The following is a 12,101-nucleotide window of genomic DNA, read 5'->3' as shown; positions in this document are numbered from 1 at the left end:
TGCTCGGATCCGGTCAGGGCATCGGCACGGCGTGGAAGACCGCGTCGATGATCTGTTCGGGCTTGATGCCGCTGGCGAGGGCGTCGAAGGTGAGGACGAGACGGTGGCGGAGCACGCCGTAGCGCATGGCCCGCACGTCGTCCGGGGTCACGTAGTCGCGCCCGTGCAGCAGCGCATGCGCCTGGCCGACCTTCATCAGGGCGAGGGAGCCGCGGGGGCTCGCCCCGACACGCACGGACTGGGTCAGGTTCGGGACCGGTCGCGGGCCCGAGCCGCGCGTGGTGAAGACCAGATCGATGATGTACCGCTTCACGGCGGGATCGACGTAGACCGCGTCGACCATCTCCTGGAGGAAGCGGACATCCTCGAGGGAGACCGTGGCGACGGCCTCGCGCTGCCCGGTGAGGCTCCCGGAGGTCGAGCGGTCGAGGATCTCGTGCTCCTCCGCGGGACGCGGATAGGTCAGGATCTCCTTCATGAGGAAGCGGTCCATCTGCGCCTCGGGGAGGACGTAGGTGCCCTCCTCCTCGATCGGGTTCTGGGTCGCGAGCACCATGAACGGCTCGGGGAGGCGGTGCACCTCGCCGCCGATCGAGGTCTGCCGCTCCTGCATCGCCTCGAGCATCGCCGACTGCGTCTTGGCGCTCGAGCGGTTGATCTCGTCGAGCAGCACGACGTTCGCGTGCACCGGCCCCAGCTGCGTGGTGAAGGTGCCCGAGCCGTAGTTGAAGATCTGGGTGCCGATGATGTCGTTCGGCATCAGGTCGGGGGTGCACTGGATGCGCGCGAAGGAGCCCGTGATGGAAGAGGCCAGCGCGCTCGCCGCGGTGGTCTTGGCCAGACCGGGCACCGACTCCAGCAGCACGTGACCGCCCGCGGCGAGCGCCGCGAGCAGCGTCAGGCGCAGGTTCTCCTGGCCGACCACGCGGGACTGGAAGACCCGGGTGATGGTCGAGACGATCGCGGCGCTGCGCTCGAGGTCGCGCGGCGTGATCGCCGCGGACGAGGGCGCGAACTGCCCCGGGGGCCGTCCCCCTCCCGCCGACGGAGGCCGACCCGGCCCTCCGGCCGGGCTCGGCGCGGGCCCGGCCGGGCGGGCGGGCGGCTGGCTGGGTGGAATGCTCATGTGCTGCGGCTCCCCCGTCGTGCGGTTCTCGTGCGGTCAACGTGCAGTGATCATGCGCGGCATGATCCCGGCGCGGGCCCCTCCCCCGACGCCGACGGGCGGGCAGGCCCGTGATCCGGGCCACCTGCGCCGGGTCGATCCTAGCGCCCTCCCCCTGCCACGTCCTCCCAGCGCCCGGCGTGGTGCGCGCCCGATGCGAGAATGTGCTCGTGCAAGCAGATCGTTTCGACCGCGCCACGCCCCCGGTCGCCCCCACGTCGCCGGGACTCTCGGTGGACGAGCAGGGCCGGGGCACCTTCGCCGTCGCCGCGCCGCGGGCCCGGGCGGTGGACCTGTGCATCCGGCAGGGGGCGGCCGAGCGCCGGCAGCGTCTGCGCCACTTCGACGGCGGTCTGCGCTGGGACCACGTGACCGGGATGGTCCCGGGTACCGAGTACGGCTTGCGGGTCGACGGTCCGTGGGATCCCGCCCGGGGCCTGTTCTCGAGCCCGCACAAGCTGCTGCTGGACCCGTGGGCGCGTGGCATCTCGCACTCCTCCCCGCTGCTGAGCAGCTTCTTCCCCTTCGAGGTCGACTCGATGCTGGATCGCGTGGGCGAGCAGCACGAGCTCTCGAGGACCGACTCGGCGGACAGCGCCGTGTGGTCGGTCGTGGTCTCCGACGCCTTCGACTGGCAGGACGACCTGCGCCCCCTCGTCGACTGGGACGCCACGGTGCTGTACGAGCTGCACGTCAAGGGTTTCACCCGGCTGCAGGAGGATCTGCCGCACGAGCAGCGCGGCACCTATGCGGGGCTCGGGCATCCCGCGGTGACGGGGTACTTGCGCAGCCTGGGCGTGACCACGGTCGAGCTGCTGCCGATCCACGCGGCGATGGACGAGCCGCATCTGACGCGGCTGGGGCTGACCAACTACTGGGGCTACTCGACCCTGTCATACTTCGCCCCGGATCCCTCGCTGGCCACGACGGCGGCGCAGCAGGCCGGCGCCCAGGCGGTGCTCGACGAGGTCAAGACCATGGTGCGCAACCTCCATGCGGCGGGGCTCGAGGTCGTCCTCGACGTCGTCTACAACCACACCGCCGAGGGCGGCGCCGACGGGCCCTCGCTGTCCCTGCGGGGGCTGGACAATCTCGAGTACTACTGGACCGACGGCGGCATCTTCCAGGACGTCACCGGCACCGGCGGCACCCTGGATCCGCGCTCGGTGCACGTCATGGACCTGATCCTCTCCTCGCTGCGCTACTGGGTCACCGAGGTGCACGTGGACGGTTTCCGCTTCGACCTCGCCGCGACCCTGGGCCGCGACGACCGCGGGTTCCGCCCCGACCACCCGCTGCTGCGGGCGATCGCGACGGACCCCGTGCTCCGCACCGTCAAGCTGATCGCCGAGCCCTGGGACGTGGGCACGGGCGGCTGGCAGACCGGCTCCTTCCCCGTGCCCTTCGCCGAGTGGAACGATGCCTTCCGCGACGACGTGCGCTCCTTCTGGCTCGCCGATCGCGGGCACCGGGCACGCACCGGCGAGACGGGGGTGGGCGGGGTCCGCGACCTCGCGACCCGCCTCGCCGGCTCCTCCGACCTGTTCTCCGCGCAGGACCCGCCCGAGCTGCCGGAGGGCAGGAGCCTGCGCTCACCCTGGGCGTCGATCAACTACGTCACCGCTCACGACGGCTTCACGCTGCGGGACCTCACGGTGTACGAGACCAAGCGCAACGAGGCCAACGGCGAGGACAACCGCGACGGCACCTCCAACAACCGCTCCTACCACCACGGCCACGAGGGCGAGGTCGATCCCGCGCAGGAGGGAGCCGCGGAGATCGAGGCGGCACGACGGCGCAGCGCGCGGAGCCTGCTGGCGACGCTGCTGCTCGCCTCGGGGACCCCGATGCTCACCGCGGGCGATGAATTCGGCCGCACCCAGCGGGGCAACAACAACGCCTACTGCCAGGACAACGAGATCTCCTGGATCGACTGGCGCCTCGACGCCCGGGCCACGGCGCTGCGCGAGACGGTCGTGGAGCTGCTGCGCCTGCGGGGGGAGCATCCGCAGCTGCGCTCCCCGCACTTCCTGCGACCGGCGGATCCGGCGGCGCTCGACGCCGGGCAGATCGCCTGGTTCGGGGCCGACGGGGAGGAGATGGACCACCGGAGCTGGATGGACCCCTCCCGTCATCTGCTCACCATGCTCCGCCCCGCGGTGCACGGCCGCGAGGGCGCCGAGCACCTGCTGGTGATCCTCTCCTCCGAGGAGGGCCCGACGACGGTCCGCCTGCCGCGCGCGCCCTGGCCGCAGGGCACCGCACGGGTGCTGCTCGACACGGCGGCGGAGCGGCCGGGGGACCGCTCGCTCACCCCCATCGTCGACGGTTCGCTCGAGGTCGCCGGGGGCTCGGTGGTGGTGCTCGGACTCCCGGCCCGCGGTCCGCAGGAGCCTGTTCAGACGCTATCGTGAGGCGTGTCACCGTGACCGTCGCAGGCACCCTGTGGTGCCAGGCAGGAGAGGCCATGACCGAGACCACCGACCCCACCGCGTCGAGCGGGACTCCGGCCCCCCAGACCGCGTCGGCCGCGGCGGACCCGACGACCTCGTCGGCCCCGTCGGCTCTGCCTGTCTCGTCAGCCGCGACGGAGCCGATCGCGCCCGCCCCCGCCGCACCGCGCGGTCCGGGCGGACCGGTCGGTCTCGACGCCGGCGTGGGCCGGATCCCGATCATGGAGGTGCAGCCCGTCGTCGACGGCGGCCGCTTCCCCGCCTCCTGCGTCGAGGGCGAGACGGTCACCGTGCGGGCGAACGCCTTCCGCGAGGGCCACGATGCGATGGGTGTCCAGGTGGTGCTCACCGCCCCGGACGGCTCCGAGACCGTCACCCGCATGCGTTCGACGAACCCTGGCCTGGACCTCTGGGAGGCGCCGGTGCGCCCGGACGCCACCGGCCACTGGTCCTTCCGCGTCGAGGCCTTCTCCGCGCCGTATGCGACCTGGGCCCATGTCGCCGAGGTGAAGATCCCTGCCGGTCTCGACGTCGAGCTGGTCTGCGCCGACGGCGCCGTCGTGCTCGAGGCGATCCTCGCGGAGATCACCGCGGGCACCCGCCCCGAGGCCGACGGGCCCGTGGTCCGCGCGGCCCTCGCCTCGCTGCGCAGCTCCTCCCTCTCCCCCGCCGCCCGGGTCGCCCCGGCGCTCGCCGAGGACCTCCGCGGGCTGATGACGGTCCGGCCGCTGCGCGAGGGCGTGACCGTCTCCGGCCCCCATCGTCTGATCGTGCATCGCCGCCGGGCGCTCTACGGCTCGTGGTACGAGTTCTTCCCCCGCTCCGAAGGCGCGCGCTTCGAGGAGGGACTCGGCTGGACTTCGGGGACCTTCGCCACCGCGACCCGGTCCCTCGACCGGATCGCCGAGATGGGCTTCGACGTCGCCTACCTCACCCCGATCCATCCGATCGGGTCGACCTTCCGCAAGGGCCGCAACAACACGCTCGAGCCGCAGCCCGGCGATCCCGGCTCGCCGTACGCGATCGGCTCCGCGGACGGCGGGCACGACGCGATCCACCCCGATCTCGGGACGCTCGCGGACTTCGACGCCTTCGTCGCCCGGGCGCAGGAGCTCGGGCTCGAAGTGGCCCTGGACATCGCCCTGCAGTGCTCCCCCGACCATCCCTGGGTCGCCGAGCATCCGGAGTGGTTCGTGGTCCGCTCCGACGGCAGCATCGCCTACGCCGAGAACCCGCCGAAGAAGTACCAGGACATCTACCCCCTCAGCTTCGACACGGACTACGAGGGCCTCTACGCGGCGATCCGGGACATGCTCGAGCACTGGGTCGACCACGGGGTCACCCTGTTCCGCATCGACAACCCGCACACCAAGCCGGTGCGCTTCTGGGAGGAGCTGCTCGCGGAGTTCGACGCGAAGCACCCCGAGGTGATCTTCCTGGCGGAGGCCTTCACCCGGCCCACGATGATGCACGCCCTGGGCAAGGTCGGCTATCACCAGAGCTACACCTACTTCACCTGGCGCCACACCCCCGAGGAGCTGCGCGAGTATCTCGAGGAACTCGTCGCGGCCGCGCCGTACATGCGCCCCAGCTTCTGGCCCACGACGCACGACATCCTCACCCCGTTCATGAGCGGCGGCGGGCGAGCGGCCTTCGCGCTGCGCGCGATCCTCGCCGCGACCCTGGTGCCCACCTGGGGCATCTACGCCGGGTACGAGCTCGTCGAGGACGTCCCCCGGCCGGGGGCGCAGGAGCAGATCGACAACGAGAAGTACGAGTACAAGCCCCGCGACCATGCGGGGGCGCTCGCCCGCGGGGAGAGCCTGCAGCCGCTGCTCACCGCGCTGAACCGGATCCGCCGCGAGCACCCGGCCCTGCAGTCGCTCACCGCGATCTCCTTCCACGAGGCCGAGGACCCGCAGGTCCTGGTGTTCTCCAAGCACCTCGACGCGGCGTCCTCCGGGACCGGCGCGCCGGACACGGTGCTGGTCGTGTCCCTCACCGAGCACGACCGCGACGCCTGGACCACCCTGCACCTGGACCTCGGCGCCCTGGGCCTGGAGCCCGGTGCCACGGCCTTCGAGGTCGAGGACCTGCTGACCGGGGAGCGGTACCGCTGGGATGCGGCGCCCTCCGTGATCCTCCGCGCCGCCGACCGGCCGGCGCACGTCCTGCGCGTCATCCACCCCGAGGAGAGCTGACATGGCATCGACCACCCAGGGCACCGACGGACTCCCGGCCCCCGCACCGCGCATGCCGCTCGGGGAGCATGAGCTCGGAGCGGCCGCCACCGGCAGCTACCACGACCCGCACTCCGTGCTCGGCGCGCACGAGTACGAGGGCGCTGTCACCGTGCGCACCCTCAAGCCCCTCGCGCACGAGGTCGCGGTGCTCCTGCCCGACGGCACCACCGCGGCGATGGAGCACGAGTACGACGGCATCTGGACCGCGGTCCTGCCGCAGCCCCACCTGCCCTCCTACCGGGTGCGGGTGACCTGGTCCGAGGGCGCGGACCCGGTGGACCTCGAGGAGCCCTACCGCTTCCTGCCCACGATCGGTGAGCTCGACCTGCACCTCATCCGCGAGGGCCGCCACGAGGAGCTGTGGCGGGCGCTCGGCGCGCACGTGCGCACGCTCGACGGGGTCGCGGGCACCTCCTTCACGGTGTGGGCCCCCAACGCCCGCGCCGTGCAGGTCGTCGGCGGCTTCAACGGCTGGCGCGGACGCGGCCACGCGCTGCGCAGCCTCGGCGCCTCGGGCGTGTGGGAGATCTTCGTGCCCGGCGTCGGCGTCGGCGAGGTGTACAAGCTCCGGATCCTGGGCGCCGACTCGACCTGGCGCGACAAGGCCGATCCCATGGCCCGACGCACCGAGGTGCCGCCGGCGACCGGATCGATCGTGACCGACTCGGACTTCGAGTGGAGCGATGACGCCTGGCTCGCCGAGCGCGCCGACCACGATCCGCTCGCTACGCGGATGTCCGTCTACGAGGTCCACCTCGCGAGCTGGCGCCCCGGGCTCGGCTACCGCGAGCTGGCCGTCGAGCTGGTGGACTACGTGCGCGACATGGGCTTCAGCCATGTCGAGTTCATGCCCGTCGCGGAGCATCCCTTCGGCGGCTCGTGGGGCTATCAGGTCACCGGCTACTACGCCCCGACCTCCCGGCTGGGAACCCCCGACGAGCTGCGCCATCTGATCAACGCCCTGCACGAGGCCGGGATCGGCGTGATCCTGGACTGGGTCCCCGCCCACTTCCCGAAGGACGAGTGGGCGCTTGCGCGCTTCGACGGCACCCCGCTGTACGAGCATGCCGACCCGCGCCGCGGCGAGCATCCGGACTGGGGCACGTACGTCTTCGACACCGGCCGGCGCGAGGTGCGCAACTTCCTCGTGGCCAACGCGTGCTACTGGCTCGAGGAGTTCCACGTGGACGGCCTGCGGGTCGACGCGGTGGCGTCGATGCTGTACCTCGACTACTCGCGCGCCGAGGGGCAGTGGATCCCCAACCGCCATGGCGGACGCGAGGACCTGGAGAACATCGGCTTCCTGCAGGAGGCCACGGCGACCGCCGCCAAACGGGCCCCCGGCATCGTGATGATCGCCGAGGAGTCCACGTCCTTCCCCGGCGTCACCCGGCCCACCTCCGAGGGCGGGCTCGGCTTCCACTTCAAGTGGAACATGGGCTGGATGCATGACACGCTCGCCTACGTGGGCCAGGACCCGATCCACCGCCAGTACCACCACGGCGAGATGACCTTCGCGATGGTGTACCAGTACTCCGAGAACTTCGTGCTGCCCATCAGCCACGACGAGGTCGTGCACGGCAAGGGTTCCCTGCTGCGCAAGGCTCCGGGGGACGACTGGCAGCAGGCGGCCACGCTGCGGACCACCCTCGCCCTGCAGTGGACGCATCCCGGCAAGCAGCTGGTGTTCATGGGCACCGAGTTCGCCCAGGGCACCGAATGGTCGGAGCAGGCGGGGCTGCCCTGGTGGTTGCTCGAGTACCCGCTGCATCGCGGCACCCACCAGCTGGTCAAGGACCTCAACGCCCTCCAGCGGGAGCTGCCCGCGCTCTACCAGCGGGATCAGGATCCGGGCGGCTTCGAGTGGCTGCTGGGCGACGACGCGGTCCACAACGTCTTCGCCTACCTGCGCCGGGACCAGGCGGGCGATCCGGTGGTCGTGGTGCTGAACTACTCGGCGCAGGCCTGGCACGAGCACCGGATCCCGCTGCCCGAGGGCGGGACGTGGCTCGAGGTGCTCAACTCCGACGCCCCGGTCTACGGCGGCAGCGGGGTCGGGAACCTCGGCCGAGTCCACGCCGAGCCGGTGGGGATGCACGGTCGCGAGCACTCCGTGCGGCTGTCGGTCCCGCCGCTCGGAGCAGTGGTGCTGATCCCCGAGCGGCTGCGCGCCGGCTGAGCCCGAGCGCCGGCGGAGCCCAGCCCGCCGGCAGGCGCCTCAGAACAGGAGGTTCGCGAGGCGCTTGCGGGCGGGTGCGACGCGCGGATCCTCGGCGCCGGCGATCTCGAACAGCTCGAGCAGGCGGGTGCGGACCGCATCCTTCGTGTCCTGGTCGGCGCCGCGCAGCAGGTCCAGCAGACGCCCGAAGGCGTCGTCGACATGACCGCCGAGCATGTCCACATCGGCGGCGAGCATCTGGGCGGAGAGATCCCCGGGCTTCTCCGCGGCCTCCCGGCGCACCTCGTCGAGATCGACGCCCTGGGTGCGCCGCATGAGGGTGACGGTGGCGAGTCCGGTCCGCGCCTCGGCGTCGGCGGGGTTCTCGCGCAGATGCTTCTCGAAGGCGGCGACGGCGCCGTCGAGGTCGCCCCGGTCGATCGCCTCGTAGGCCTCCGCGATGAGCGGCGGCAGCGGCTCGGCGGCAGGCTCCTCGGCGCCCTCGGACCCCTCGCCCGCGGGCACCTCGAGGCCCTGCTGGCGCGCGAGGTCGAGGACCTGCTTGAGCAGCGCGTCGATCTCGCCGTCGGGGAGCACCCCGGCGACGATCGGCTGGACCTGGCCGAGCAGGAGCAGCAGCAGGCTCGGCAGCTGCTGGACCTGGAGGGCCTGGGCGACGCGCGGCTGCGTGTCCGCGTCGACCACCGCGAGGCGGACCGCCCCGGCGTGAGCGTCGACACCGCGGCGCAGGGAGGCGAGGAAGCCGGCGCCCTCGGGCACGCGCGAGCTCGTGACCAGGAGCAGGGTCGGGATCTGCTGCGAGTCCCCGACGATCTGCTGCAGACCCTGCTCGGTGACGGTCACCTCGTGCGCGGAGGCCTCCCCCGCGGTGGCGCCGCCGTCGGCGGGCTGCTTGAGGGCGGCGAGATCGATGATGCCGTAGGGATCGGTCACGGAGGAGCTCCTTCGACGGGTTCAGGACCCTGACAGTCTAGGGAACTCTCCCCGGGTGCGTCGTCGCGCCCTCCGTCTCAGGAGCCGGTGGCGGTGAGCGCGGTGAGGGTGGCCCCGACGGACTGGACCTGCCCGCCGGCCTCGGCCGAGGGGATGTACAGCGCGACGTGGGTGCCGAAGGTGCGCACGAACTCCTTCGTGAACTCGCGGGTGCCGACCACCTTGGTGTACGCGTTGTCCTCGGCGTAGCGCATGGTCGCGCCGTCCTTGATGGTGACCTTGCGGGTGGAGGTGAGGGTGCCCATGACGAGCGCCCCGCCGTCGTCCGTGCGCAGGCCCGCGAACTCGTCCTCGCGCACCGCATAGGTCTCGCGGATGGTCGCGCCCTCGTCCCACTCGACCCCGGCGTTGAGCGCCTTGCGCTCCTCCTGGATCTCGCTGTGCCGCGAGGTGATGAAGGGGTCGACGGCCAGCTGGTCCTCGGGATCCTTCGCGTCGCCGTCGGTGAGCACCGCCGCGTAGAGGGCCAGCGCCTCCGCGGGGGTCATCACCAGGTCCGCGGCGTCGATCGCGACGGCCTCGGAGCCGACGGCGGCGTCCGCGACGGTGGGCATGGCCACGTCGACCGCCTGCTGGGCCCAGCCCCAGGTGGTGTACGGCGAGCGGGCGTCGGCCTGCTGCAGGGCGAGGAAGAAGGGCACGCCGTCAGCGGCCGAGTTCTCGACCAGGCCGATCGCGGTGCGCGGGAAGTCGGTGCCGGTCGTGGACATCGGCACCACGAGGGCGGCCCCGGGCACGGTGAGCTGGGCGGTCCACTCCTCGGCCTTGGCGATCAGCGCGTAGGCGGCGGTGCGGAACTCGACCGCGGAGCCGATGACGCGGGGCGCCAGCTGGGCGGGGTCGCGGGCCTCGTCGGCCGCGGTCACCGCGCTGCTGATCTCCGCGACGACGGCGTCGAGCTGCTCGGTGGTCTGCGCCGGGGTGGGCTCAGCGATCTCCGGTCCGGCGGGCGGGGCGGGCGGTGCCTCCGGCTCGGAGGCGCAGGCGGAGAGGACGCCGCCGACGAGGAGCGCGCCGGAGCCCGCGAAAAGGCTGCGGCGGGCGAGCGGGCGAGAAGTCATCGGGAGGTCCTTCCTCAGGGGCGGGTGCGGAGCGGGCCGGGTCATCGGGGCTCCTGCCCCGGAGCGGGCTGCTCGTCGGACTCCGCGGACGGGTCGGACGGAGCGGACGGATCGAGCTCGGTGGACCGGTCAGCATCGGACGACGCGTCGGCATCGGCGGAGCTATCGGAACCGGCGGTCTGCGCGGTCACTGCGGTCTCTGCGGACTCGGCGTCTGCAGGATCCTCGGCCTCCTCGGCTTCCTCCGCCTCCACGGGCGCGAGCACCGCGGTGTCCTCGCCGTCGGCGGAGGCGCGGTCAGCGGGCGCCCCGGCGACGGACCAGGCGTCGGCGTCCTCGGCGTCCGCCCGGTCGTCGGCATCGCCCGGGGCGCCGGCCGCCGCGGACCCGCCGACCACGATCGGAGCGGACGCACCCGGCTCCGCGCTCTCGAGGGCGTCGCTCTCCTCCGTCTCCTCGATCTCGTCCTCGTCGAGCCGCTCGCGGCGGCGTCCTCCGAGGGAGACCACGAGGAGCACCAGGCCGATCACGGCGACGGCCGCACCGCCGGCGTAGGCGAAGGGGACCCACTCGTTCTCGTCGTGCACGGGCCAGGTGATCGAGACCTGGTCCGCTCCGGGGGCGGTGCCGTCGGTGACGATGAGGATCGCGCGGTACACCTGCGCGTTCTCTCCGTGCTCGCCGGCGTGGAAGTCGGCCACGTCGATCGTCGCGGGGCTCGGGGTGGTCTCCACGGAGCGCCACAGGTCCGAGGTGGTCGGATCGGTCAGCTCGGCGGAACCGTCGGGGTTGACCTCCTGCGTGCTCAGGGTGGTCCAGTCGCTCGCCCCGGTGATGCGGGTGTAGCGGGTGCCCTCGAGGTAGGCCTCGAGGTCGGCGTTGGAGGCGGTGATGATCGAGACGTCGCTCGCGCCCTCGATGGTCACGGTGCCCTCCTCGCCGCCGACGTAGAGCACGCCGGGATCGATGAGCACCGCGGGCCCCGGATCGGAGAGGGAGACGGTCGCGGTGGTCTCGGTGTCGGGGGCCCAGGTGGTCTCGCCGAGGCGGCCCAGCACCAGTCCGATCAGTCCGAGCAGGACCAGGAGGACGGCGAGGAGTCGTTGCACGTGGAAGCTCCATATCAGGCGGCCCGGACCGGGCACGAGGTGGTGGACCCGTCCACGATAGGCGGACGAGCCCGCCGGGGATACCTCCACGTGAGGTCCTCCACCTGGGTAAAGGCCCTCTCATGAGCGTCTCATCGGCGTCTCATGGGGCGGCCTGACGTACTCTGTCGGGGTGCGTCTCGTCGTTGCCCGCTGCTCCGTCGACTACACCGGTCGACTCACCGCCCACCTGCCCCTGGCCCCGCGCCTGCTGATCGTCAAGGCCGACGGCAGCGTGCTGGTCCACTCCGACGGGGGCAGTTACAAGCCCCTGAACTGGATGAGCCCGCCCGCGACGTTGCAGACCAGCACCCGCAGCGCCGAGGAGGCCGCGGCGGATCCCGAGGGCGACTGGCTCGAGCAGTGGGACGTGGTGCACGACAAAACCGGCGACCGCCTCCGGGTGCGCCTGCACGAGACCTACGAGGACTCCGCCCATGAGCTCGGCGTCGATCCGGGCCTGCAGAAGGACGGCGTCGAGGCGCACCTCCAGGCGCTGCTCGCGGACAACATCGAGACCCTCGGCAGCGGGTGGTCGCTCGTGCGCCGCGAGTACGGCACTGCGATCGGTCCGGTCGACATCCTCGCGCGCGACCCCGAGGGCCGCGCCGTCGCGATCGAGATCAAGCGCCGCGGGGAGATCGACGGCGTCGAGCAGCTGACCCGCTACCTCGAGCTGCTCAACCGCGATCCGCTGCTCGCCCCGGTGCGGGGGATCTTCGCCGCCCAGGCGATCAAGCCCCAGGCGCGCGTCCTCGCCGGGGACCGCGGCATCGACTGCGTGACCCTCGACTACGACGCCCTGCGCGGTATCGACGACGTCGAGTCCCGCCTGTTCTGACCCCTCCCCCTCTCGCGT

The 12,101-nt window shown here is 72.3% G+C and carries 8 protein-coding genes; 4 read left to right on the top strand and 4 right to left on the bottom strand.

Translation table 11 applies throughout. The features are described from left to right. Nucleotides 1-13: 13 nt before the first annotated feature. Entirely contained in the window at nucleotides 14-1,126 is a 1,113-nt protein-coding gene (locus tag V1258_RS01550; RefSeq protein ID WP_329745306.1) for an AAA family ATPase, read from the bottom strand. Nucleotides 1,127-1,335: 209 nt separating this feature from the next. Here V1258_RS01550 and glgX point away from each other — a divergent pair, with 209 nt between their 5' ends. The 3 genes from glgX (at nucleotide 1,336) to glgB (ending at nucleotide 8,040) form a co-directional block, all read left to right on the top strand. Then, nucleotides 1,336-3,579: a glycogen debranching protein GlgX gene (glgX, locus tag V1258_RS01545; RefSeq protein ID WP_329748040.1), complete on the top strand. Its 2,244-nt coding sequence runs from the start codon at nucleotides 1,336-1,338 to the stop codon at nucleotides 3,577-3,579. 260 nt (nucleotides 3,580-3,839) lie between these two features. After that, nucleotides 3,840-5,819 carry an alpha-1,4-glucan--maltose-1-phosphate maltosyltransferase gene (locus tag V1258_RS01540; RefSeq protein WP_442878550.1) on the top strand — a complete coding sequence of 660 codons (1,980 nt, stop codon included), beginning with the start codon at nucleotides 3,840-3,842 and terminating at the stop codon, nucleotides 5,817-5,819. Nucleotide 5,820: 1 nt separating this feature from the next. Continuing rightward, nucleotides 5,821-8,040, top strand: coding sequence for a 1,4-alpha-glucan branching protein GlgB (gene glgB / locus V1258_RS01535; protein WP_329748038.1), 2,220 nt, complete (start codon nucleotides 5,821-5,823; stop codon nucleotides 8,038-8,040). Nucleotides 8,041-8,079: 39 nt separating this feature from the next. Here glgB and V1258_RS01530 read toward each other — a convergent pair whose 3' ends face one another. The 3 genes from V1258_RS01530 to V1258_RS01520 form a co-directional block, all read right to left on the bottom strand. Beyond that, nucleotides 8,080-8,973 carry a co-chaperone YbbN gene (locus V1258_RS01530; protein WP_329748037.1) on the bottom strand — a complete coding sequence of 298 codons (894 nt, stop codon included), beginning with the start codon at nucleotides 8,971-8,973 and terminating at the stop codon, nucleotides 8,080-8,082. Between the two features lie 77 nt (nucleotides 8,974-9,050). Then, nucleotides 9,051-10,094 carry a hypothetical protein gene (locus V1258_RS01525; RefSeq protein WP_329748036.1) on the bottom strand — a complete coding sequence of 348 codons (1,044 nt, stop codon included), beginning with the start codon at nucleotides 10,092-10,094 and terminating at the stop codon, nucleotides 9,051-9,053. A gap of 41 nt (nucleotides 10,095-10,135) precedes the next feature. Then, complete coding sequence (locus V1258_RS01520; RefSeq protein WP_329748035.1) at nucleotides 10,136-11,203, bottom strand: hypothetical protein; 1,068 nt, start codon at nucleotides 11,201-11,203, stop codon at nucleotides 10,136-10,138. Between the two features lie 172 nt (nucleotides 11,204-11,375). On the opposite strand from V1258_RS01520, the gene nucS reads away from it, so the two are divergent. Continuing rightward, nucleotides 11,376-12,083, top strand: coding sequence for an endonuclease NucS (gene nucS, locus V1258_RS01515; protein WP_329745299.1), 708 nt, complete (start codon nucleotides 11,376-11,378; stop codon nucleotides 12,081-12,083). Nucleotides 12,084-12,101 lie beyond the last annotated feature (18 nt).

The organism is Brachybacterium sp. J153, from assembly GCF_036311905.1.
Taxonomy (GTDB): Bacteria; Actinomycetota; Actinomycetes; order Actinomycetales; family Dermabacteraceae; genus Brachybacterium.
This window is presented reverse-complemented; position numbering and strand designations above follow the sequence as displayed.

Excerpts from the sequence above, each read along its gene's own strand:
- V1258_RS01525 (WP_329748036.1), bottom strand. The coding sequence starts at position 10,094 with ATGACTTCTCGCCCGCTCGCCCGCCGCAGCCTTTTCGCGGGCTCCGGC.
- glgB (WP_329748038.1), top strand. The coding sequence starts at position 5,821 with ATGGCATCGACCACCCAGGGCACCGACGGACTCCCGGCCCCCGCACCG.
- V1258_RS01540 (WP_442878550.1), top strand. The coding sequence starts at position 3,840 with ATGGAGGTGCAGCCCGTCGTCGACGGCGGCCGCTTCCCCGCCTCCTGC.
- V1258_RS01550 (WP_329745306.1), bottom strand. The coding sequence starts at position 1,126 with ATGAGCATTCCACCCAGCCAGCCGCCCGCCCGCCCGGCCGGGCCCGCG.